Here is a 23,298-nt window from a genome sequence, read left to right on the forward strand (position 1 = left end):
CCTGCGGGCAGAAACCGATATATGCAGGCGCCGAACATCCGCTTCTGGCCGAAGGCCGTGGGAGCTGGCTTGCCAGCGAAAGGGGGCGCAGCGCCAGTGAACTCAGTGCACGCGGTATGCCTCGTGCACCGTGCAGTGCAGGGTTTGCGACCGCTTCGCGCTCGTTCGCTGGCAAGACCAGCTCCCACGCCCTGCGGGCAGAAACCGATATATGCAGGCGCCGAACATCCGCTTCTGGCCGAAGGCCGTGGGAGCTGGCTTGCCAGCGAAAGGGCTGCAGCACCGTATCAGTTGGCCTTGGCCACCCACGCATTGAAGCGCTGCTCCAGATCCTCGCCATGGTTGACCCAGAACTCGCTGTCCATCAGGACCTGATCGAAGAGCTGGTGCCGCTCAAGCTGGTCAGCGGCCTGACCACCTCGGCGATTGCCGAGGAACTGGCGGTGGCTGCGCTTCAATGTGGCGCATGCGCAGGATGAGCGGATCTACCCGTTGCTGGAACGGGAAACGGGTTGACTGCGCAGTGACCTTTTCGCTGGCAAGCCAGCTCCCACAGGGTTTTCGCTGCCCTCAAGAACCGTGCAGAACCTGTGGGAGCGGGCTTGCCAGCGAGGGAGGCAGCCCAGTCGGCACAAACGCATGATCCGGAGGATCAGGCATGACACCCAGAGGATTGCCGGTGGGCACCCTGCCCCCTCGCGCGGACAATGCGCAGCCTCTACTGTCATTGCATTGCGAGGTTCACCATGTACACCGCCATCGGCTACGCCGCCCAATCGGCCACCACGCCCCTCGCCCCCATGACCTTCCAGCGCCGCAGCCCGCGCGCCGACGACGTGGCGATCGAGATCCTCTATTGCGGCGTGTGCCACTCCGATATCCACCAGGCCCGCAACGAGTGGGGCATCGCCGTCTACCCACTGATGCCAGGCCACGAGATCGTCGGCAAAGTCACCGCTGTGGGCCCAGCGGTCAGCCGCTACCAGGTCGGCGACCTGGTCGGCGTCGGCTGCATGGTCGACTCCTGCCGCCACTGCGAAGCCTGCGCCGCGGACCTTGAGCAATACTGCCTCGAAGGCCCGACCATGACCTACGCCACCCCCGACCGGGTGGACGGCAGCAACACCATGGGCGGCTACTCGAGCAGCATCGTGGTCAACCAGCACTTCGTGGTCCGCATCCCCACCGGCATGGACCTGGCCAGCGCAGCGCCGATCCTGTGCGCCGGCATCACCACCTACTCGCCGCTCAAGCACCACGGCGTCAAGGCAGGGCACAAGGTCGGCATCCTCGGCATGGGCGGCCTGGGCCACATGGGTATCAAGCTGGCCAAGGCCATGGGCGCCGAAGTCACCCTGTTCACCCGCTCGGCAAGCAAGGCCGAAGAGGCCCGCCGCCAGGGCGCCGACCACGTGGTGGTGTCGACCGACGCGGCACAGATGGCGGCGGTGGCCGGGCACTTCGACTTCCTGCTCGACACCATCCCGGTGCAGCACGACCTCAACCCCTACCTCGAAACCCTGAAGTTCGACGGGGTGCACATCCTGGTCGGCCTGATCGAACCGGTGGAGCCACCACTGCACGCCGCCAACCTGGTGCTCAAGCGCCGCGTACTGGCCGGCTCGCTGATCGGCGGCATCGCCGAAACTCAGGAAGTGCTCGACTTCTGCGCCGAGCACGGCATCAACTGCGACATCGAGATGCTCGACATCCAGCACATCAACGAAGCCTACAGCCGCATGATCGCCGGTGACGTGAAGTACCGTTTCGTCATCGACATGGCCACCCTCAAGGCCTGAGGCAGGCGCTTCACACGTTGAAGCGCCCCAGCAGGTGGTGCTGCTGCCCCACCTGCTCGACCATCACCGCGCACTGGCTCACCTGAACCTGCGCCCCCTGCGCCACCTCATGGCTGATGTCGCGCAATGTGGTGGTGTTGCGGTTGATCTCTTCGCTGGTGGCGCTCTGCTGCTCGGCCGCCGTGGCGATCTGCACGTTCATGTCGTTGATGCGGGTGATCGCCTGCCGTATGCGCACCAGCATGTCGTTGGCCGCGCCCGCCTCTTCGGCGGTCTTGCTGGCGCTGTCGCGGTTCTGCTGCATGCGCGACTCGGCGTGCTTCACACCGGACTGCAACTGATCGATCATCTGGCGAATTTCCTGGGTCGACTGCTGGGTACGCGAGGCCAGCGTGCGCACCTCGTCGGCCACCACTGCAAAACCACGCCCCGACTCGCCAGCCCGCGCCGCCTCGATCGCCGCATTGAGCGCCAGCAGGTTGGTCTGCTCGGCGATGCTGGTGATCACCGACAGGATCGATTCGATATTGTCGCTGAGCCTGGACAGCTCGTTGATCGCCTGGCCGGTATGGTCCATCTCGCTGGCCAGATGGCGGATCGCCTCGGTCGAACGCTGTACCACACGCTCACCATCCTCGGCTTCGTCATTCGCAGCGACCGCTGCCTGCGCCGCAGCCTGTGCATTGCGCGCGACGTCCTCGGCAGTCGAGGCCATCTCCTGCATGGCCGTGGCCAGTTGGTCGAGTTCCTGCAACTGACGCTGCAGGCGACCGTCCGCCTGGTTGGCTTCGGCCGAGGTCAGGCGAGTGCTTTCACGTACCTGGTCGGCGCTGCCCATGACCTGGCCGATGAGGCTCTGCAGGTTGCCCAGAAACCCGTTGAACTCGCGCGACACCAGTGCCACTTCGTCATTGCCAGTGGCGGGCAGGCGCCGGGTGAGGTCACCGTCGCCCTGGTTCACTTCGTGGAACGAGCGGTGCAGCAGGTCCAGCGGCTGCAGCAGGCGGCGCAGCAGCACGCCCAGCACCACCAGGCTGACCAGCACCCCGAGCAGGGTCGCCAGCACCGCGCGCCAGCTCAGGCTGTCGGCCTCGGCCATGACGATGCGGTTGTCCAGCACCACGCCGATGTACCAGTCCATGCCGGCCAGGTTGCTCAGCGGGGTGAACGACACCAGCAGCTCGCGGTCGCCGGCCTTGAGCGTCTGCAACCGATTTTCCAGCGCCGGGCTCTGGCCCTCGAACAGGTCGCTGTAGGGCTTGCCGTTGAACTGGCTGTCGGGGTGGGAAATGATGTTGCCACTGCGGCTGAGCAGGAACGCATAGCCGGCACCGTTGAAGTCGAGCGTGTTGACAGCGTCGGCGACGGTCTTGAGGCGAATGTCCCCCCCCAGCACCCCGACGACGCGGTCACCGTCCTTGAACCGGGTGACCGCAGAAATCAGCGTCTCGCCGGTGGTGGAGTCGATGTAGGGTTCGGTAAGTACCGCCTTGTCGGCCTGCTTGCCCAAGTCGAACCAGGGGCGTGTACGTCCGTCCCAGTCGGCCTTGGGTTGCCAGGACGAGGTGTTGCTGATGGGCTTGCCATCGCTTTGCAAGGCACCGAAGATCAGGATGAACTCGTCCTTGAGCACGGGACTTTCGATCACCTGCTGGGTCTTCTGCGGGCTGTACTGACCGTCGATGTTCTGCCCTACCAGGCTCATCAGCTTGAGCTTGGCGTTCAACCAGTTCTCGATCTGCCTGGCCAGGGCGCCGCTCGACTCGGCAATGTTGGCCGACACTTGCTTGTGCAGGGATTCGCGCACCTGGCTGACTTGGGCCACCGAGAGCAAACCGGTGGTGATGAATAACAGCGTGGCTGCAGCCAGACCCGCCTTGTGAACAATCTTCATGCCTGCACTCCGTGCACTAACTGAACGCCAAAGGGCATCCTAGACAGGTTTGATGGCCATATGCAATCAACGATTCGGTGATTCGCATGGGCTTTTGTCAGGGTTTTCATTGGCCTACCGCAGTAATGCCCTACGCCTCAGCGCAAAAAAACGACACTTGCCTACGAGCCACCTGCCCCACTACCATTGTTAATACTTCTCAATTGCAAAAAAATAGTCGATGAGCGATAGCGTGCCAGTGCCCGATGCACCTCACCTGCACACCGTCCAGGCCCTGTACAGCGGACACCACGGCTGGCTGTACGCCACGCTGCGCAAGCGATTGGGCAACGCCATGGATGCCGCCGACCTGGCGCAGGATACCTTCGCACGCATCCTGGCTTCGCGGGTCACGGTGATCGAGCACCCACGCGCCTACCTGAGCTGCGTGGCCAAGGGCCTGCTGGTCAACTGGTACCAGCGCAAGACCCTGGAGCGCGCCTACCTGGAGGCGCTGGCACGCCTGCCAGCTCCCGAGGCGCCGTCACCCGAGGTGCGCTGGCTGGTCCTGGAAACCCTGCACGAGATCGACGCCATGCTCGACACCCTGCCGGCACCAGTGCGACGGGCGTTCCTGCTGTCGCAGCTCAGCGGCCTCAAATACGACGACATCGCACTGCAACTGGGCGTATCGCTGATCACCGTCAAGCGCTACATGAAGCAGGCCTTCGTGCAGTGCCTGATGCGGGTGCAGGCATGAGCGCGCCCGTACCGGCGCAGGTACTCGAAGAAGCTGCCGAGTGGCTGATGCGCATGAGTGAAAGCGAACTCGCCCCTGACGAGCACGCCGAATGGGAACAGTGGCGGCGCAGCAGCCCGGCGCGCAGCGATGCCTGGGCGCGGGCGCAGGTGCTGCAGGCCAAGCTCGGCGGGCTGCCCTCGAGCGTGGCGATGTCGGCGCTGGAGCGCCCCGACAGCCCGCAGCGGCGCGTGGCGCTGGGCAAGCTGGCGGCCTTGCTGGCGCTGCTGCCTGCGGGGTGGGCCAGCTGGAAGCTGGCCGAGGTGCAGGGCTGGTCGGCCGACTACCACACTGGGGTGGGTCAGCAGCGCGAGCTGACCCTGGCGGACGGCTCGCAGCTTACGCTGAACACCGCTACCGCCATCGACGTGCGCTTCGACGCCGGGCAGCGTCTGGTGCGCTTGCGCCAAGGCGAAATCCTGGTGCAGACGGCGCCAGACACCTCGCCGCTGGCACGGCCGTTCGTGGTCAGCACCGACCAGGGCCGCATGCAGGCCCTGGGCACGCGGTTCAGTGTGCGCGAATGGCCGGCGCGTACGCAGTTGGCGGTACTGGAGGGTGCGGTGCGGGTTGACCTGGCGCGGCAGCCTTCGGCCAGCGCTCGGGTGATCACGGCCGGGCAACGCAGCGATTTCACCGACCATGACTTCGGGCCGCTGCAGGCGGTGGACGCTTCGGTCAGCGCCTGGGCCCAGGGCATGCTGATGGCCGACAACCTGCCGTTGGCGGAGTTGGTGGCAGAGCTGGGGCGCTATCGCCACGGTTTTGTACGCTGCGACCCGGCAATTGCCCAGGTGCGGGTGTCCGGGGCATTTCCGATCAGCGACAGCCAGCGCACCCTGGCGATGCTGGTGCAGACCTACCCGGTGGTGGTCAGCGGGCATCTGAACGGGTACTGGATCACCTTGTCGGCGGCGTGACCCGCGATGGGCCCCAGCAGAAAAAAAACATCGATAGGCGTGATACTTTTTCCATTCTCGACTGGCAAGGGATATCAGCACTCCCACCTCGTCGAAAGGGTCCACCTTCCATGTTCATTGCACGCCCCCTGCCTGGCGCCATCCGCGCCGCCCTGCTGAGCCTTGCCCTGGCCGCTGTCGCCAGCCCGCTCAGCCACGCCGCCAGCCCACAGCCACGGGACGCCCACACCAGCCGCGACTACCAGATCGCGCCCGGCCCGCTGGGCGCCACCCTGTCGCGCTTCGCCGTGGAGGCCGGCATCGCCCTGTCGTTCCAGCCGGCCCTCACCGACGGCCGGAACAGCCCGGGGCTGGCCGGCCACTATTCGGTCAGCGACGCCATCGAGCACCTGCTGCAGGGTAGCGGCCTCGAACTGCAGGCCCGCAGTGACGGCAGCTTCACCCTGGCCCCGCGCAGCGACACCAGCGCCGCAGGCCTGACCCTGGAGGCCACCACCGTCAGCGCCGCCCCAGGACGCAGCAGCGACCTGCCCTCCGAATACACCGGCGGCCAGGTGGCCCGTGGCGGCCGCCTGGGCCTGCTGGGCAACACCGACGTGATGGACGCCCCCCTTCAGTGTCAGCAACTACACCTCGACCTTGATCCAGGACCAGCAGGCGGTGACCGTGGCCGACGTGCTGGAACGTGATTCCTCGGTACGCTCCACCGGGCAGACCGGCGGCATCGTCGACTCGTTCTTCATTCGCGGCTTCCCCATCGGCGAAGGCAACCTGGGCGAACTGGCCTTCGACGGCGTGTACGGCGTAGCCCCCAACTACCGCGTGTTCACCGAGTATGCCGAGCGCATCGAGGTGATCAAGGGCCCCGGCGCGCTGCTCTACGGCATGTCGCCCAACAGCGGCGTGGGCGGCGTGATCAACGTGGTGCCCAAGCGCGCGCTGGACCAGGACCTGACCCGCTTCACCGCCAGCTACGCCAGCGACGCGCACTTGGGCGGGCATGTGGATGTGAGCCGACGCTTCGGTGATGAACGCCAGTTTGGTGTGCGCATCAACGGCAGCACCCAGCAAGGCGACACCGCCATCGACAAGCAGTCGCGTGAAGTGGATGTCGGCGCCATCGCGCTGGACTACCGTGGCGAGCGCCTGCGTGCCAGCCTCGACCTGATCAGCCAGGTCGAGGAATTCGATGCACCCTCGCGCCCCTTCCAGGTCGCGCGCGGCATCGAGGTGCCCTCTGCCGCCAACGGCCGCAGCAACGTGACCCAGGACTGGGGCTGGTCCGAAACCCGTGACAAGGCTGCGTTGCTCAGCCTGGAGTACGACCTCAACGACGCCCTGAGCGTGTTCGCCCATGCCGGTGGCGGTCGGTCCGACGTGGCGCGCCTGTCCGACCAGTTGCCGACCCTGCTCAATGACGCCGGCGATACCTCGGCCATCCCCGGCTATTACAAGTTCGAAGTCGAGCGCTATACCGTCGACGCCGGCGCGCGCCTGCAGTTCGAGACCGGCCCCATTCACCACAGCACCAGCCTGCAGGCCACCCGCTACCGCGACGAGCTGTCACGCGGGATCCTCTCCGGCCCGCCGATCCTGTCGAACCTGTACCACCCCAGCGACCGGCCCAGGCCGTCGATCGCCACACCCGACGCCCTCAAGGTGTCGGCCACCGAACTCTCCGGCGTGGCCCTGGCCGATACCCTGTCGGTACTCGACGAGCGCCTGCAGCTGACCCTGGGCCTGCGCAACCAGCGCATCGAGTCGAACAACTACAACCCTGCCGGCGCCGTCACCACGCGCTACGACCAGAGCGAAACCACCCCGATGGCAGGGGTGGTGATCAAGCCGTGGGAGCATGTGTCGCTCTACTACAACTACATCGAAGGCCTGAGCAAGGGCGACACCGCGCCGGCCACCGCAGACAATGCCGGGGCGATTTTCGCGCCCTACATTTCGCGCCAGCAGGAAGTCGGCGTGAAGGTCGACTACGGCACCTTCACCTCGACCCTGAGCCTGTTCCAGATCAAGAAACCCAGCGGCGAGCTGGCCAACGGTGTGTTCTCGGTGCAGGGCGAGCAACGCAACCGCGGCGTGGAGCTCAACCTGTTCGGTGAAGTGGCCGAGGGCACACGCCTGCTGGGCGGGGTCACGCTGCTGGATGCCGAGCTGACCAAGAGCGGCACCGCCGCCAACCGCGGCAACACACCGGTGGGCGTACCCCAGGTGCAGGCCAACCTGTGGGCCGAATGGGACACTCCCTGGGTCGAGGGCCTGACCCTCACCAGCGGCGCCCTCTACACCGCCAGCCAGTACGTGGACCAGGCCAATACCCAGGAACTCGACCCCTGGACCCGCTTCGACGTGGGCGCACGCTACAGCACCCGCATCGCGCAGCACCCCACCACGTTCCGCGCCACGCTGCAGAACGTGTTCGACCGCGAGTACTGGTCGGGCGTGGCGTCCTACGGCGCAATCTCGCTGGGCGCCCCACGCGCCTTGCAGCTGTCGGCCAGCGTCGACTTCTGAGCAAAAAAAACCAGGGCCGCCAAGGCCCTGGTTTTTTTGTCGGCGGGGTTACCCGTCAGTTTTTAAGCTGCTTGGCCGCACGAATGTGCATGTAGCCGCCCATCAGCGCCACGACTGCCGCCGCCGCACCGGTGGAAATCACCAGCACCTGGTAGTCCGGCACGAAGGCCATGGTCACCAGGCAGCCGATGATGAACACGATCACCAGGTAGGTCAGCCATGGGAACAACCACATTTTCAGGCGGATCTGCTTGCCCTCGGCTTCCAGCTTGCGGCGCATCTTCAGTTGCGAGAAGGCAATCACCAGGTACACCAGCAAGGCGATCATGCCGGTGGTGTTCATCAGCACATCCAGCACGTCTTTTGGCCGCAGGGTGTCGCTGAAGTTGATCAGGGCCACGAACACTGCCACCGAGCACGAACCGATGATGGCGAACACCGGCACGCCGGTACCGGCACGGGTGATCTTGAAGAACGACGGCGCATCGCCACGGGTCGACAGCGAGAAGAGCATGCGCGAGGCGGTGTAGTGCGCCGAGATCAGGCAACTGCTCACCGAGGTCAGCACCACGAAGTTCATCACCAGTTCTGCGCCCGGAATACCCAGCAGTTCCAGGGTACGACGGTACGAGCCGTAGCCCGACTGGCCCATCAGCGGGTCGTTCCACGGCACCAGGGCAACGATCAGGAAGATCGAGCCGACATAGAACAGGCACACACGCCACACCACCGAATTGGTGGCCTTGACGATCTGTTCGGACGGGTTCTTCGATTCGGCGGCCGCGATGGTGACGATTTCGGCGCCCAGGAAGGCGAACATCACCCCGAGCATGGCCACCACCACAGCCTCCATGCCGTTGGGCATGAAGCCCTGGGCCGTAAGGTTACTCAGGCCGTGGACCTCACCGGTGGGCCACAGGTTGACCACTGCCATGCCGCACACCACAAGGAAGCATATGATCGCCACCACCTTTATCAGCGCGAACCAGAATTCGAACTCCCCATAGTGCTTGACGTTGAAGAAGTTGACGCTGATCAGCACCAGGGTGGTGGCCAGCACGAACACGTTGACGCTGACCGACGGGAACCAGCCGTGCAGGATCTTGCCGGCGACGTAGGCTTCCCAGGCCATCAGGATCACCCAGAACCACCAGTACAGCCAGCCGATGGTGAAGCCCGCCCAGCGCCCGATGGCGCGCTCGGCATAGGTGGAGAAGGAGCCGGTGTCTGGCGAGGAAGTGGCCATTTCACCCAGCATGCGCATGATCAGCACCACCAGGATGCCACCGGCCAGGTACGCCAGGATGGCCGCGGGGCCTGCGCTGTGGATCACGCTCCCCGAGCCCACGAACAGTGCACCGCCGATCACCCCGGCGATGGACATCATGGTCAGGTGGCGCGACTTGAGCGAAGCGCTAAGCTTGCTCTCGTGCTCCACCTTGGAGGCTGTGGAATTGGATGTTGCGTCCATCAGTAGTCTACCCCTTGTTTTTCTTTTTCCTGCGAACACGCACTACCGGCAATTGCCGGGCTGCGATGCTCGTCAGTGTCTGATTGTGTACGGGATGGATCGCACAACCCGGCAGGCGGCAAGTGGCCTTGAGGGTCTGCAATCGTGCTGTGCACGCCAGGGGCTGGCCCTGTGCGCGATTGATCTGGCCTCTCAACATGCTTTAGCTGGCGATAACAGACCCCTAATGTAAAAATGTACGACACAGAGAGCCATGCACAGCGCCGTGAAATATGCACTGCACTGTACAGGCCGCCGATGCAGTACACCCCGTCCCCTGCAGGCGCCTGGCGTTACGCACCCCTGAAGGCACAGCCACACATGCTTGAATTACGACCCGACTCTTCGCCCCCGCTCGTCAACCAGATCATCAACGGGTTGCGTGAGTTGATCGAGAACCAGACCCTCAAACCCGGCGCCAAGGTACCGTCGATTCGCGCGTTTGCCGCCACCTACTCCGTCAGCACCTTCACCGTGGTGGAGGCCTACGATCGCCTGGTGGCCCAGGGTTTGCTGGTGAGCCGGGGCAACGCCGGCTTCTTCGTCAACCGCACCGTCAGCGAGCGTATCGAAAGCCAGGCCAGCGATACCGAACCCGGCAAGCCGGCGTTCAATTCCGAGTGGTACCTGCAACAGATCTTCGAAAGCCGCCAACTGACCTTCAAACCCGGCTGCGGCTGGCTGCCCAATGACTGGATGTTCGAAGACGGGTTGCGCCGCGGCATGCGCCAGGTGGCCAGCAGCGTGATGGAACTGAGCGGCTACGGCGACCCGATGGGTCTGCTGGAGCTGCGCACCCTGACCGCGCAGAACCTGGAGCAGGACCAGCGCATCGTCGCCAGCCCCGGCCAACTGATGCTCACCCATGGTGCCAGCCAGGCGCTGGACCTGGCCGTGCGCACCCTGGTGCGTCCGGGGGATGTGGTGCTGGTGGATGATCCGGGCTACCCGAACCTGATGAGTATCCTGCGCTTTCAGGGCGCCACCCTGGTCGGTGTGCCGCGTACCCCGAACGGCTACGACCTGGAGCACCTCGAGCGGCTGCTGGCGCATCACCGGCCCACGGTGTTCTTCACCCAGCCGCACCTGCACAGCCCGACCTGTTCGCGTACCCCGCTGGCGCAGTTGCACCGCCTGCTGCAGTTATCGGCCCAGCATGGCTTTCGCCTGGTGGAGAACAACCTGTATGCCGACATGGTGGCCGAGCCGCAACCATGCCTGAGCAGCCTGGACCACCTGCAACAGGTGGTGTACGTGGGCAGCTATTCCAAGAGCATTTCACCGAACGTGCGCGTGGGCTACATGCTGGCCAACCCTGAGCTGATCCAGCAATTGCTGCAGCTCAAGATGCGTTCGGGCCTGACCACCTCCCAGGTGATGGAGCGCGTGGTATACGCCGCGATCACCGACGGGCGTTGGCGCAAGCACCTCAAGCGCTTGCGCCAGCGCCTGGCCGAGGCCCATCAGGAGGTCAGCCGGCAGCTGGAGCGGCTGGGCTTCGAGATTTTCGTCGAATCTGACGAAGGCATGTACCTGTGGGCTCGCCACCCGCACATCGCCAACAGCGCCGCGCTGGTGGATGATGCGCTGGAGCGCGGCATCATGCTCGGCCCTGGGCAGTTGTTCATGGTCGACTCCCAGGCGACTGGCTGGATGCGTTTCAACGTGGCCTTCAGCACCGACCCGGCGTTGTGGTTGCAACTGGAAAAACTGTTCGGCCGGCACGCGGCCTGAGCTGCGCAATTTTATTCAATACAGCGCCCGTGTGGTCACCCCACACTTCATGGACTTACATCCACTGAAGTGAAGGTTACATGGAGCAGTTCCTGATGATTGCCGCGGCCCATTTCCTGGCATTGCTGTCGCCTGGGCCGGATTTCTTCCTGGTGGCACGCACCTCGCTTGCCGTCAATTGGCGCGTGGCCAGCGGTGCGTGCCTGGGCATTGCGTTGGCCAATGGGGTGTTTATCGTCGCTGCGTTTGGCGGGGTATCGGTGCTGCAGCCCGAGAGTGTGCTGTTCATGCTGCTGCAGTTGGCCGGTTGTGGCTATTTGCTGTACCTGGGCGTGCTGTTCATCCGCCATGCCGGCGGCAGCACGCTGGAGCTTGACCCAGCGGCGCCTGCAGCGCCTGCGACCACCTGGGTGAATGCCTGCGGCATGGGCTTTGTGTCGGGCATTCTGAACCCGAAGAATGCGCTGTTCTATGCGAGCCTGGCGGCCATGTTGAGTGGGCCGTATGCCAGTGCGGGCTGGAAGCTGATTTATGGCGCGTGGATGTTCAGCGTGGTGCTGTTATGGGATGTGCTGGTAGCGGTGGTGATTGGCAACCAGCGCGTGCGCCGACGTTTTTCAAGGGCCTTGCCGTGGTTGGAGCGCGCGTCGGGGGTGATGCTCGTGGTACTGGCATTGGGGGTGATTGGGGTGATGGTGTGGCGGTAATGCAGTTGCGGCGCCCTCAAGACCGAGCGCCGCACGCACCTGCAGCAGCTACCTACTTCAGATCGAAGCGATCCAGGTTCATGACTTTGGTCCACGCCGCCACAAAGTCATGCACGAAGCGCTCCTGCGCATCGGCACTGGCATACACCTCGGCCAACGCCCGCAACTGCGCATTGGAGCCGAATACCAGGTCGACACGGGTGCCGGTCCACTTCACCTCACCCGTCTTGCGGTCACGCCCCTCGAACACCTCGTTGGCCGCCGACACCGGCTTCCACTCCACCCCCATGTCGAGCAGGTTGGCAAAGAAGTCATTGCTCAGCACCTGCGGCCGCTGCGTGAACACGCCATGCGCAGCGCCGTCGACGTTGGCACCCAGCACGCGCAATCCCCCCAGCAGCACGGTCATCTGCGGCGCCGTCAAGGTCAGCAACTGCGCCTTGTCGATCAGCAACGCCTCAGCCGATACGCGATAGCGCCCTTTCAGGTAATTGCGAAAACCATCGGCAATCGGCTCCAGAAAGCCGAACGACTCTACATCCGTCTGCTCCTGGCTGGCATCCATCCGCCCCGGCGCGAACGCCACCGTGACGCTATGCCCGGCATTTTTCGCCGCCTGCTCGACCCCCGCACTGCCGGCCAGCACGATCAGGTCAGCCAGCGAGATTTTCTTGCCACCGGCCTGCGCACCATTGAAGTCGGCCTGTATGCCTTCCAGGGTACTCAGCACGCCCGCCAACTGCTCCGGCTGGTTGGCCTGCCAGAACTTCTGCGGTGCCAGGCGCAGGCGACCGCCATTGGCGCCACCCCGCTTGTCCGAACCGCGGAAGGTCGATGCCGCCGCCCACGCCGTCGACACCAGCTGCGCCACCGACAAACCGGATGCCAGCACCTTGGCCTTGAGCGCAGCCACATCGCTGTCGTCGACCAACGCATGGTCCACCTCAGGAATGGGGTCTTGCCACAGCAGCTCTTCGTTGGGCAGCTCGGGGCCCAGGTAACGCGACAGCGGCCCCATGTCACGGTGGATCAGCTTGTACCAGGCGCGCGCGAAAGCGTCGCTCAACTGATCCGGGTTCGCCAGAAAGCGCCGCGAGATCTTTTCGTAGATCGGGTCGAAGCGCAGCGACAAGTCAGTGGTGAGCATGGTCGGGTTGCGCCGCTTGGCAGGGTCGTGCGCATCCGGGATGGTGCCTGCGCCAGCACCGTCCCTGGGCGTCCACTGGTGGGCACCGGCCGGGCTCTTGGTCAGCTCCCACTCGAAGCCGAACAGGTTTTCCAGGTAGTTGTTGCTCCAGCGCGTCGGCGTGGTGGTCCAGGTCACTTCCAGGCCACTGGTGATGGTGTCGGCACCCTTGCCGCTGCCAAAGCTGTTCTTCCAGCCAAACCCCTGCTCTTCCAGCCCCGCCGCCTCCGGCTCCGCCCCCACGTTGTCGGCAGGCCCTGCGCCGTGGGTCTTGCCAAAGGCATGCCCGCCGGCGATCAGTGCCACCGTTTCCTCATCGTTCATGGCCATGCGCGCAAAGGTTTCACGGATGTCTTTCGCGGCGGCGACCGGGTCCGGGTTGCCTTCAGGACCCTCCGGGTTCACGTAGATCAAGCCCATCTGCACCGCTGCCAGCGGGTTCTCAAGGTTGCGGCCCTGGTCGGTGCGGCTTTGCTCGTTGCCATGCTGCTCAGGCTCGGCCACCAGCGTACCCTCGCCCGGTGGCTGCATGGCCTCGGGGTCCTTGCCGTAGCGTGTGTCGCCGCCCAGCCACTTGTTCTCAGAACCCCAGTAGACATCCTCGTCCGGCTCCCACACATCCGGGCGCCCTCCCGAGTAGCCGAACGTCTTGAAGCCCATCGACTCCAGCGCGACGTTGCCGGTCAGCACGATCAGGTCCGCCCAGGATATCGACTGGCCATACTTCTGCTTGATCGGCCACAACAGCCGGCGTGCCTTGTCCAGGCTGACGTTGTCGGGCCAGCTGTTGAGCGGTGCAAAGCGTTGCTGCCCAGCCCCCGCCCCGCCCCGCCCGTCGCCGGTGCGGTAGGTGCCGGCGCTGTGCCAGGCCATGCGGATGAACAACGGACCGTAGTGGCCGAAGTCGGCTGGCCACCAGTCTTGCGAGTCGGTCATCAGCGCGTGCAGGTCCTGCTTGAGGGCCTGGAAATCCAGGCGCTTGAATGCCTCGGCATAGTCGAAGCCCGCCGCCAGCGGATCGGACAGCGACGAATGCTGGTGGAGGATCTTCAGGTTGAGTTGGTTGGGCCACCAGTCACGGTTCGTCGTGCCACCGCCAGCAGCGTGGTTGAACGGGCATTTCGATTCAGTTGCCATGGGAGAGCTACCTTTGGTCGAGTTCATGTCAGCAGGCCGCTCCCGCAGGCCCCTGAACGGGCAACCCAAGGCAGGCCTGGCACAACGCGTTCTTATCTCTTCTCATCAGGTGTACTGCCTGCCAGCGTTGGCCAGCACCGAACTTCCAGCACGGAATTAAGGCTAGTCCGCACCTGAAGGGTCGGCAAATAGCCGCAGTATTGGTAGGTGATAGCCAGAATCTCTTATACGAAACCCGCGAGCGGGTGGAAGGTAGAACGATGCTCGCGGGCCTTGCCGCCGACGCCTCAGGCCTTGGGCGAGCAGCCACCGCACGGGAGGTCCGCCCATGGACAAGCGCCCGCGTTGCACCGCCATCCACGAAGCCGGCCACGCCCTGGCCGTGTGGTGGAACGGCCAGCCCATTGCCCGCGTGACCGTGCTCACCCACGCCCAGGCCAGCAGCGGCCCGTTGATCGACCTCAAGGGCAATGCGCATGGTGCAGAGGGCCTGGTAGAGGCTGACTACCTGATCGTGCAGCCCGCCTTCGCCGCCGCGCGTATTGCCGAATACCTGCCCTCCCTGGTCGACCCGATCGAACGCGACCTGCTTCATTGCTTTGCCGGGCCGGTGGCCGAAGCGATGTACAAGGGGGTGCCGGCAGACCGCGTGATCAATGGCAGTGGCCGCGGTGACCGCTGCCGCGGGCATGAGTTGATTCGCCTGCTGCCGGCACACAAGCTGCTGGACGCCGAACGGCTGGCCATCGCCCGCTCGCGCTGCCTGGTGCAGCGCTACTGGGCGGCAGTGACGGCGGTGGCAGATCTGCTGCAGGTACGCGGGGTGGTAGACGGTGAAGACATCACCAGGTTGTTGAGCGCCGTGACCGGCGAGTGGCCCGCGCGGCGCAGGGGTGACTTGCACGCACTGGACCGGTGAGGCGGCTCAAGCTTGCATGCGACCCACAGCAGAACCCCGGATGACTGTGGCTACAGGCATTTGAAATACACCGCATTGCGCTATAAAGTCGCGGCCCGTTGCGGCCACAGGCGCCGTACGTTCGTGGCGAAAGGGGCTGCAGTTGAACCAACACACATTGTCCATGCGCCTGGAGCGCGTTGCAGCGCAGGTGCCGGCAGGTGCGCGCCTGGCCGACATCGGCTCCGATCACGGCTACCTGCCCGTCGCCCTGATGCGACGTGGCGCCATCACGGCCGCCGTGGCCGGCGAGGTGGCCATGACGCCCTACCGCTCAGCCGAACGTACCGTGCGCGAGCACGGCCTGGAGCAGCAGATCAACGTGCGCCTGGCCAATGGGCTCGCAGCCATCGAACCGCAGGACCAGATCACCGCGATCACGCTCTGCGGCATGGGCGGCGAAACCATCCGCGACATCCTGGAAACCGGCAAGGCACGCCTCGGCGGCCAGGAACGCCTGATCCTGCAACCCAACGGCGGCGAGCAGCCCCTGCGCCAATGGCTGATGGACAACAGCTACCGCATCCTCTACGAGCACGTGCTGCGCGAAAACCGCTTCGACTACGAGATCATCGTCGCCGAGCGTGCCGAACCGGTGCAGTACACCGCCAGGGAGCTGTACTTCGGCCCGCTGCAGATGCAGGCACGCAGCCCGGCGTTCCTGCTCAAGTGGCAGCGCCGCTTGCGCCTCAAGCAACGAACCCTGCGCCACTTCGCCCAGGCACGACAAGCCGTGCCGGAACAGAAGGTGCAGGACCTCACTCGCCAGGCACGCTGGATCAGCGAATTGCTGGGGTAAGCCCGCGTCGACGGTAGGCCCGTTCACGCTCTGCGCTACCCGTGACGACGCCACTATCACGAGCAGTCATAGCGAATTATCAGAAAAGTACCTTGCAGGGCGGTGCCGTTGTCAGTTGCGATGAAAATGCCATAGTCTGTTGGGACACCATATGAAACGCGCTACCGGGTTCATGTCATCTCGTGGGGTCGCTGCTTGCCGACAGTGATGCAGGCGTGCGGTTCATCGGGCAGCAACCCTGTGCTGCACATAACAGGGAGTTCTGCTCATGGCATTTTCATCGACCCTCGTGCGGGCATTTTCGAGCCTGGCAGCGCTCAGCAGTTCGATGATCCCGCACCGGCTCAGCCGTGAAGAGGCCCACCTGATCGAGCACTTTCGCACCCTGTCCGAAGAAGACCGCATCGCGGTTCGGTTCCTGTGCACGGCGATCAAGGAAAACGCGCGGTTCTGAGCCCCACGGCTACCCTCCCAACCGTGCGTATAGGCATTGGAAAGAATTTGTAGCAAAGTTAAACCAGCATTTAAATTCAATGAGTTACGCCTTGGCACCGCGAGTAACTACGCCTCGGATATAACTTTCCTACAGCGTCCTACGAACTCACGATGATAGCTTCCTGACACTACCGCGCCCGGTCTAAAGCCGGACGGTAACAGACGCGTTATCAATCAATTGAATAGTGCAGGCGACGTCATGAGCATACGAGAGATACAACTGAAAGATACCCACTACCAACCCGGTGAAACACTTAGCCAGCTGGGTGGGCAGTTCACACATGTAACGATCTCGTATGACATCACAGGAGACCGCAGCAAAATCGATCGGCTTGTCAGCGAAGCCGTCGAGAACAGCAATTACCTCAGCAAGGTCGAGTGTGTGAACACCACGCTTTACTGGCAATCCGTTCTAGGCCTGGAAAGTGACAGCCAGGGCCAGATGATCTCCAGGATCAAAGGAGAGCTCAAAGACCTGTTGCAGAGCGTGTTCGTGAACACTTCAGACCGCTCCAACGAAACAGTCACTGCCTTCTGCATGGTCGGCAACATCAGGGCATTCGCATTCGAACTCGACGCCTGAGGTTGCCAGGCTGCAGCACCCGGTGCGTCGCCCCCTTCCCCAGGATGCACCATCGGGCTGCCGGGCATTTCCAGGTCAGGCATGGTTCATCGCGACACGGCACACTCGATCAGCCGATCAACCCCGCCCATGAGAAAACTGCGTGCTGCTTCGTCGACCAGGCGCCCGTCTCGGATCTTGCCAGCCACGTTGCCAATGACAATCTGCGGATACACCACCTGCACGGCCTGAATAGCCCAAAGCGTTTCATTGAGCTGTTGATGCGCCCTCACCCCACCGGTGAACGCAGGCGACGCCGTGAAGGTGAGTACGGCGCACCCGCTCAGCACCGACTGGCCGTGCGGGCGGGACAACCAGTCGAGGGCGTTCTTGAGCACGCCCGACATGCCGTGGTTGTACTCCGGCGAACCCATCAGCACGCCATCGGCACGCGCTACCGCCTCACGCAGGGCCAGCACTTCGAGCGGCGCGTTGGCGCCGTCGCAGTCCTCGTTGTAGGGCGGTATGTTCCCCAGCCCATGCACGTGCAGGCGGATGTTGTCGGGCAGGCATTCGGCCACCGTGTGCAGCACCGCGGTGTGCGACGATTGCAGGCGCAGGCTGCCTGACAGGCCCAGCAGGTTGAGGCTATTGCCCATGATGCTCGCACCCCTGCGGCCCCTGCTCACCGGGCCAGGCCCTGCATGAACACGGCAGCCTTGGCCACAATGTCGCAGGTGTTGCGCCAGGCATGGCGGTTACCATTCTGGATGACCACATCGCCGGCACGCACCAGGCGTCGTTGGCCGTCATCCAGCTCCAGCCACAGTTCGCCTTCCATGATCACCACATAATCCACCGTCGGCGTGCGGTGCATGGCCGGGTCCTGTGCCTCGAAACACGCCATCAGGCCGGGCATGGCTGCGCTCATCTCACTTAGCGCACGTGCCTGGTCCAGCGGTGCGGCCATGACGGTATCGGGTGGCAGGCTGATCATCAGCAGGCTTGCCCCACCCGGCAGTGGGATCAACGAGCCGTTGCCCAGGGTACGGTCATCGGTATCGCCCAGGGTGCTGGGCGTGTCGTTGCTCCAGACCTGGGTGATGCCATAGCCCGGCATATCGATGAAGTTCCTGGCGCGCGGTGCCGGGGCATCACTGACAAACACCGAGCGGCCTTGCGCATCGTGACCGGTTACAACTCTGCGTACATGCATGTTGCGTCCTCTTGACGAATGGGTGCGAACCGGGGGCCCAGGCCCCCGGTAACGGGTCAGGGGCGAATGACGAAGTTGCCGAAACCGCCGTTGCGGTTCTCGATGCCGCTGATGGCCTGGTTCACGTCTTCCAAAGCAAACACGCTGTGTTCGAAGAACGACAGGTCCAGCACGCCGGATTCGACCATGTCGGCCATTGCCTGGCCCTGAGCAGTGGTGAACCAGGCGGAACCGCTGATGTGGATGTCGTTGTCCATGATCCAGTGCAGGTCGATCGGCACGTCACCGGCGATCGCGCCGATATTGACCAGGTGGCCGCCGCGGTGCACCGACTTGAGTGCCTGGATCAGGCTCTCGTGGGGCGCGCCGGGGCCCAGCGCATCGATGGCCACATCCACCCCTTCACCCTGGGTGATTTCATGCACCCACTGCTGAGTAGGCAGCGTGCCCAGCGTATGGATTTCGATGCGCCCCGGTGCGGCCAGGTCTTTGACTTTCTGGAACAGGTCCTGGTTACGCGCGGTGCCGAGGATCTTGCGCGCACCCATCGCCAGGGCCAGGGCCACGGCGCCCAGGCCCAGGGTGCCGCTGATGCCGTTGATCAGCACGGTGGAGCCTGGGCCGACATTTGCCCGCAGCAGCGCCTTGTAGGCCGTGCCCAGGTAACCCAGGCGCGCAGCGGTTTCGAAACTGAGGTTGTCGGGCAGTTTCACCAGGCTGTACTGCGGCGCCGGGATGTATTCGCACAACCCGCCATAGGGGTAGTCCTCGAACATGCGCGGGCTTTTGGGGGTGAAACCGAAGTAGCCGTTGAAGGTGTAGGCGCTGCAGGCAATGGTGTTGCCGGCCCGGCACGCCCGGCATGAACCACAGTGCCGGCCAGGGTTCACATACACCCGGTCACCGACCTTGAAGTCGTAGACCTGCTCGCCCACGGCCTCGACCACGCCGGCCGGGTCCAGGCCAAACACCGCCGGCAGCTTGGGCAGCGGGTTGTGCGGAAACCAGTGCACCCAGTTGGTCAGGATATTGTGCAGGTTGGGCACGATGCCGCAGGCCTTGACCTTGACCAGCACTTCGGTGGGGCGAATCCGCGGGACGGGCAGCTGCTCGATGACCATGGGTTTGCCACCTTCGTAGAGGCGAGCGGCACGCATCGTTTTTGCAGTCATGATGTTCTCCAACATATTGTTTTTGTAGTCGTGGTACCGAACCGTAGAACACGCAATCAAGCGTGAGCCTTAACGCAAACCGTCCTCGCCCTTGACCTGGGCTGCGCTCAGGCCGCCGATGCGCGCATGGATGCGCCCGCCCGTGGCCATGGCCAGGCCGAAGGCGATCTCGTTGCGCCGCGGCCCGTCCCACACGGTCATCTCGGCCACGCCGAAGTGGCTGCGCACATAGGCGGCCTGAATATGCCCCAACGGGATCATCACCCGGGAACCGAGCCCGGCGATACTCTTGGCGGCCGGCACGATCGCCTTCGGGTTGCCCAGCGCTTCACGCATGGCCCAGCCGCCGGCCTCGTGCCACAGCGCGCCGTGCTCCAACTCGCCATCCTCACCCACGATGGCGCCCTTGCCATAGGCCTGTACGCGTTCGACTCCGCCCAGGGCAGTGATCAGCCGCTGCGACAGCTCAGTGCCCAGGGCGCGCAGCGCCTGCATGAAGGGCAGCAGGTCGTCGACATGCCGACCCGCGTAGGGGTTGTCCACCACGGCCAGGGCCACGGCCACTATCAGGGGCTCGGCGACCACCACCCCACCCTCGTGATGCACTTCTTCCACATCCAGTTTGATTTTGCGGATCTTCACCAACGCCATGCTCGATCTCCGACAGAGGTCCGCCTGCAAGAAGTTTCAGGGCGGGCTTCCATAATATGCATTTTGTAATGTATGGTGCAAGAAGTTACATTTTATGCACAAAAAAGGAAGCGAGGCCGATGAAACTGATCTCCTATCGACACAACCAGCAGGCGCACTTCGGCGCCGTGGTAGGCGAGCACGTGGTAGAGCTGACAGCGCAGTTCCGGGGTATCAATGACCTGGCGACGCTGCTGGCCGATGAACAGCTGCTCAAGCAGGCCCGCGCCCATGTGGCCAGCGCCACGGCGGACTACCCGCTGGGCAGCGTGCAGCTGGAGCCGGTGATTCCGGCGCCGGGCAAGATCATCTGCGTGGGCATCAACTATGTGGCCCACGCCCAAGAGGCCGGGCGCAAGGTCGGGCAGCACCCGGTGATCTTCCAGCGCTTTGCCGAAACCCTGCTGGCCCATGGCGAACCGCTGCTGCGCCCGCGCGTCTCCGAAGCCTTCGACTTCGAGGCGGAGCTGGCTGTGGTGATCGGCAAGGGCGGCGCGCACATCGCGCCCGAAGACGCCATGGAACACGTCGCCGGCTACACCTGTTTCAACGATGCCAGCGTGCGCGACTGGCAGTTCCACACCCACCAGTACGGCATGGGCAAGACCTTTCGCAGCACCGGCGCGCTGGGCCCGTGGCTGGTGACCGCCGACGAGATCGAGGACTATCGCCAGTTGCAGGTTCACGGCATTCTCAACGGTGAACAGATGCAGGAAGGCACCCTGGCGGAACTGGCGTTCGACATTCCCACGCTGATTGCCTACGTGTCCAAGGCCCTGACCTGGAACCCCGGCGATATCCTGGCCACCGGTACCCCCAGCGGCATCGGCTTCAAGCGTACGCCGCCGGTGTTCCTGCGCCCGGGCGATGTATTCGAGGTGGTCATTTCGCAGATCGGCACCCTGTCCAATCCGGTGGCAGACGAAGCCTGAAGCACCTTCGCGCCGACAATTACAAGAAGAGGGCAATTGCATGAACACCTTACCGCGCATCAATTTCACCCACACCGGAACCTTCTGCGCCGACCTGGACAACATGGTCGATTTCTATTGCAGCAAGCTGGGCTTCATCGTCAGCGACCAGGGCGTCGCGTCCACCGGTCACCGCCTGTTCTTCATGACCCAGAACCCCGAGGTGCATCACCAACTGGTGCTGTTCGACGGCAAGCCGGTCGACCTGCCGTTCAACCCGATCAACCAGTTGTCGTTCCTGCTCGACTCACTCGAAGACCTGCAGCGCTACTACGCCTTTGCCAAGGCCAGCGGCATCGCCCCGATCGATCAGGTCGACCATGGCAATGCCTGGTCGCTGTACTTCAAGGACCCCGAGGGCAACCCGATCGAGATGTATGTCGACGCGCCCTGGTACACCAACCAGCCCTGCCGCGAGCCGCTGGACCTGGAACAGAGTACCGAACAGATCAAGGCCCAGACCCTGGCCATGTGCCAACGCCGCCCGGGCTTCCAGACCCGCGAGCAGTGGATGGAATCGATTGCGCAGCGCATCGCCGAACAGCGCGTACGCGGGTAGCCAGGCGGTGGCGGCCTGCCACGGCAGGCCGCAGCAGCCAGGCCTGGAACGCATAAAAACAAGAGGCAGCACACAATGATTTACGATCTGATCATCGTCGGCATGGGCCCGGTGGGCGCCACGGCGGCCAACCTGGCGGGCCTGTGGGGGCTGAATGCGCTGGCCCTGGACAAGGCCGAACACATCTATGAAAACCCCCGCGCGATGGGCCTTGACCACGAAGTGATGCGCACCTTCGACAACATCGGCCTGGCCGACGCAATCGCCAGCCATGTAATGCCCTACCGGGCATCGCACTACCTCAGCGGCGGGGCGCGCCTGATCAAGCGTATCGATGCGGCAAAACCGCCCCACCTGCTGGGCTGGTCGCCCAATTACGTGTTCTCGCAACCCCCGGTGGAGCGCGCCCTGCGCGCGCGCATCGGCGACTTCGAAACGGTCACGGTGAAGTTGGGCTGCGAAGTGCTGGGGGTAGAGCAGGACGGGGCGCTGAGCAGCGTGCGCGTACGTGATCGGCACGGCAACGAGCATCGCCACAACACCCACTACGTACTGGCCTGCGACGGTGGCACCAGCCCGATCCGTACGCGCCTGGAACTGCCCATGGACGACCTGGCCTTCGACGAGCCCTGGCTGGTGGTGGACGTGATGCTCAAGGACGGCGCCGGCGCCGACCTGCCGAGCACCAATATCCAGTACTGCGAGGTCGAACGCCCGTGCACCTTCGTGGTCGGGCCGGGGCGCCATCGGCGCTGGGAGTTCATGATCAATGACGACGAGTCCCCCGTGGACATCGCCCGCCCCGAGTCGATCCAGCGCCTGATCTCGCGCTGGCTGCCGGCCGACGCCTATGACATCTGGCGCGCCTCCAGCTACCGCTTCCACGCGCTGATCCTGCAGCAGTGGCGCCACAAGCAGACCTTCTTCCTGGGCGATGCCGCGCACATGACCCCGCCCTTCCTCGCGCAGGGCATGTGCCAGGGGATTCGCGATGCAATGAACCTGATCTGGAAGCTTGCGCTGGTACGCCGGCAACTGGCGCAACCGGCCCTGCTCGACAGCTACCAGCGCGAACGCGCCCCACATGTGCGGCGCACCACGGAGGTGGCCAAGGCATTCGGGCAGACCATCTGCGAACGTGACGCAGGGCGCGCTGCCGAGCGCGACAAGCGCCTGGAGCTGCAGTTGCAGGCGCGCCCCGATGGCATCATGACCCGCCAATCGCTGATTCCGGGCCTGAACAGCGGCTTTATCGACACGTCCACGGGCGCCGGTGAACTGTTCCCGCAGCCGCGGGTGCGCAACCACACCGGTGAAATCGCACTGCTGGACCGCTTCACCGGGCAAAGCCTGCGCCTGGTGCTGGCGCCCGATGTGGCTGACCCGCAGTTGCTCGAACAGGTGCAACGCGCCTGCGCGCACTTGCCGCTGCACATCGTGCAACTGGTGGACACAGCGCCTGCGCCAGCGCCCTGGGCACATCAGTATCAGGAACAGGAAGGGGTGCTCGGCGCATGGATGCGAGAACGTGACTGCAAGGTGCTCGTGGTGCGCCCGGATCACTATGTCTACGGCTCTGCCGTGTGCAGCGAGCAGGCCCTGGCACTGGTGCAGCGCCTGCTCGCCGCGCTGGACAGCTGAAACGAGGGGCCCGCGCAGCCACGACCTGCGCGGGCCCCCTTAAC

At 64.3% G+C, this 23,298-nt stretch carries 20 protein-coding genes and 2 pseudogenes; 14 read left to right on the forward strand and 8 right to left on the reverse strand.

Features of this window, described 5'->3' with window-relative positions:
• The first annotated feature begins 338 nt into the window (after positions 1-338).
• Both KUO17_RS21365 and KUO17_RS21370 read left to right on the forward strand, forming a co-directional pair.
• Positions 339-479 (forward strand): hypothetical protein, encoded by a 141-nt coding sequence (locus KUO17_RS21365; protein ID WP_217977488.1) that lies wholly within the window; start codon positions 339-341, stop codon positions 477-479.
• Positions 480-746: 267 nt separating this feature from the next.
• Complete coding sequence (locus tag KUO17_RS21370; protein ID WP_217977489.1) at positions 747-1,799, forward strand: NAD(P)-dependent alcohol dehydrogenase; 1,053 nt, start codon at positions 747-749, stop codon at positions 1,797-1,799.
• Between the two features lie 10 nt (positions 1,800-1,809).
• Here the strand turns inward: KUO17_RS21370 and KUO17_RS27295 are convergent, their stop codons facing one another.
• Positions 1,810-2,637 carry a methyl-accepting chemotaxis protein gene (locus tag KUO17_RS27295; RefSeq protein ID WP_425274885.1) on the reverse strand — a complete coding sequence of 276 codons (828 nt, stop codon included), beginning with the start codon at positions 2,635-2,637 and terminating at the stop codon, positions 1,810-1,812.
• A 30-nt stretch (positions 2,638-2,667) separates the two neighbouring features.
• Positions 2,668-3,693 (reverse strand): annotated as a pseudogene (locus KUO17_RS27300) (HAMP domain-containing protein); the annotation flags it as partial.
• Positions 3,694-3,913: 220 nt separating this feature from the next.
• Between KUO17_RS27300 and KUO17_RS21380 the strand changes: the two are divergent.
• The 3 genes and pseudogenes from KUO17_RS21380 (at position 3,914) to KUO17_RS21390 (ending at position 7,917) form a co-directional block, all read left to right on the forward strand.
• Positions 3,914-4,432: a sigma-70 family RNA polymerase sigma factor gene (locus KUO17_RS21380; protein WP_217977491.1), complete on the forward strand. Its 519-nt coding sequence runs from the start codon at positions 3,914-3,916 to the stop codon at positions 4,430-4,432.
• Entirely contained in the window at positions 4,429-5,391 is a 963-nt protein-coding gene (locus tag KUO17_RS21385; RefSeq protein WP_217977492.1) for a FecR domain-containing protein, read from the forward strand. The genes KUO17_RS21380 and KUO17_RS21385 overlap by 4 nt, the downstream gene beginning before the upstream one ends.
• Before the next feature lie 110 nt (positions 5,392-5,501).
• Positions 5,502-7,917: pseudogene (locus tag KUO17_RS21390) on the forward strand (TonB-dependent siderophore receptor).
• Positions 7,918-7,972: 55 nt separating this feature from the next.
• Here the strand turns inward: KUO17_RS21390 and KUO17_RS21395 are convergent.
• Positions 7,973-9,388 carry an amino acid permease gene (locus KUO17_RS21395; RefSeq protein WP_217977493.1) on the reverse strand — a complete coding sequence of 472 codons (1,416 nt, stop codon included), beginning with the start codon at positions 9,386-9,388 and terminating at the stop codon, positions 7,973-7,975.
• A gap of 360 nt (positions 9,389-9,748) precedes the next feature.
• Between KUO17_RS21395 and KUO17_RS21400 the strand changes: the two genes are divergently transcribed.
• Together KUO17_RS21400 and KUO17_RS21405 are read left to right on the forward strand one after the other, a co-directional pair.
• Entirely contained in the window at positions 9,749-11,161 is a 1,413-nt protein-coding gene (locus tag KUO17_RS21400) for an aminotransferase-like domain-containing protein (RefSeq protein WP_217977494.1), read from the forward strand.
• Positions 11,162-11,241: 80 nt separating this feature from the next.
• A complete protein-coding gene (locus KUO17_RS21405; protein ID WP_217977495.1) occupies positions 11,242-11,868 on the forward strand; it encodes a LysE family translocator in 627 nt (208 codons plus the stop codon).
• Between the two features lie 52 nt (positions 11,869-11,920).
• Here the strand turns inward: KUO17_RS21405 and katG are convergent, their stop codons facing one another.
• Positions 11,921-14,191, reverse strand: coding sequence for a catalase/peroxidase HPI (katG, locus tag KUO17_RS21410; RefSeq protein WP_217977497.1), 2,271 nt, complete (start codon positions 14,189-14,191; stop codon positions 11,921-11,923).
• Between the two features lie 328 nt (positions 14,192-14,519).
• Between katG and KUO17_RS21415 the strand changes: the two genes are divergently transcribed.
• From KUO17_RS21415 to KUO17_RS21430, 4 genes are all read left to right on the forward strand, one after another.
• Positions 14,520-15,110, forward strand: a complete 591-nt coding sequence (locus tag KUO17_RS21415; RefSeq protein ID WP_217977499.1) for a hypothetical protein — start codon at positions 14,520-14,522, stop codon at positions 15,108-15,110.
• A 142-nt stretch (positions 15,111-15,252) separates the two neighbouring features.
• Complete coding sequence (locus tag KUO17_RS21420; protein ID WP_217977501.1) at positions 15,253-15,948, forward strand: tRNA (adenine(22)-N(1))-methyltransferase; 696 nt, start codon at positions 15,253-15,255, stop codon at positions 15,946-15,948.
• A gap of 268 nt (positions 15,949-16,216) precedes the next feature.
• Positions 16,217-16,402, forward strand: a complete 186-nt coding sequence (locus KUO17_RS21425; protein WP_217977506.1) for a hypothetical protein — start codon at positions 16,217-16,219, stop codon at positions 16,400-16,402.
• 240 nt (positions 16,403-16,642) lie between these two features.
• The gene (locus KUO17_RS21430; protein WP_217977507.1) at positions 16,643-17,026 is read left to right on the forward strand and encodes a hypothetical protein; all 384 of its coding nucleotides are present in this window, start codon (positions 16,643-16,645) and stop codon (positions 17,024-17,026) included.
• A gap of 86 nt (positions 17,027-17,112) precedes the next feature.
• On the opposite strand, the gene KUO17_RS21435 is transcribed toward KUO17_RS21430, so the two are convergent.
• The 4 genes from KUO17_RS21435 to KUO17_RS21450 all read right to left on the reverse strand — a co-directional run bounded on the left by KUO17_RS21435 (position 17,113) and on the right by KUO17_RS21450 (position 20,044).
• A complete protein-coding gene (locus KUO17_RS21435; protein ID WP_217977509.1) occupies positions 17,113-17,664 on the reverse strand; it encodes an NADPH-dependent FMN reductase in 552 nt (183 codons plus the stop codon).
• Between the two features lie 26 nt (positions 17,665-17,690).
• Positions 17,691-18,221 (reverse strand): cupin domain-containing protein, encoded by a 531-nt coding sequence (locus tag KUO17_RS21440; protein WP_217977510.1) that lies wholly within the window; start codon positions 18,219-18,221, stop codon positions 17,691-17,693.
• A 56-nt stretch (positions 18,222-18,277) separates the two neighbouring features.
• Positions 18,278-19,393 (reverse strand): alcohol dehydrogenase catalytic domain-containing protein, encoded by a 1,116-nt coding sequence (locus tag KUO17_RS21445; protein ID WP_217977512.1) that lies wholly within the window; start codon positions 19,391-19,393, stop codon positions 18,278-18,280.
• Between the two features lie 69 nt (positions 19,394-19,462).
• Positions 19,463-20,044: an amino acid synthesis family protein gene (locus tag KUO17_RS21450; protein WP_217977514.1), complete on the reverse strand. Its 582-nt coding sequence runs from the start codon at positions 20,042-20,044 to the stop codon at positions 19,463-19,465.
• Between the two features lie 119 nt (positions 20,045-20,163).
• On the opposite strand from KUO17_RS21450, the gene KUO17_RS21455 reads away from it, so the two are divergent.
• The 3 genes from KUO17_RS21455 (at position 20,164) to KUO17_RS21465 (ending at position 23,254) form a co-directional block, all read left to right on the forward strand.
• The gene (locus KUO17_RS21455) at positions 20,164-21,015 is read left to right on the forward strand and encodes a fumarylacetoacetate hydrolase family protein (RefSeq protein WP_217977516.1); all 852 of its coding nucleotides are present in this window, start codon (positions 20,164-20,166) and stop codon (positions 21,013-21,015) included.
• A gap of 40 nt (positions 21,016-21,055) precedes the next feature.
• Complete coding sequence (locus tag KUO17_RS21460; RefSeq protein WP_217977519.1) at positions 21,056-21,613, forward strand: VOC family protein; 558 nt, start codon at positions 21,056-21,058, stop codon at positions 21,611-21,613.
• A 75-nt stretch (positions 21,614-21,688) separates the two neighbouring features.
• Positions 21,689-23,254 carry a bifunctional 3-(3-hydroxy-phenyl)propionate/3-hydroxycinnamic acid hydroxylase gene (locus KUO17_RS21465; protein WP_217977521.1) on the forward strand — a complete coding sequence of 522 codons (1,566 nt, stop codon included), beginning with the start codon at positions 21,689-21,691 and terminating at the stop codon, positions 23,252-23,254.
• The last annotated feature ends 44 nt before the right edge of the window (positions 23,255-23,298 follow it).

The sequence above is a fragment of the Pseudomonas aegrilactucae genome (genome assembly GCF_019168305.1).
Taxonomy (GTDB): Bacteria; Pseudomonadota; Gammaproteobacteria; order Pseudomonadales; family Pseudomonadaceae; genus Aquipseudomonas; species Aquipseudomonas aegrilactucae.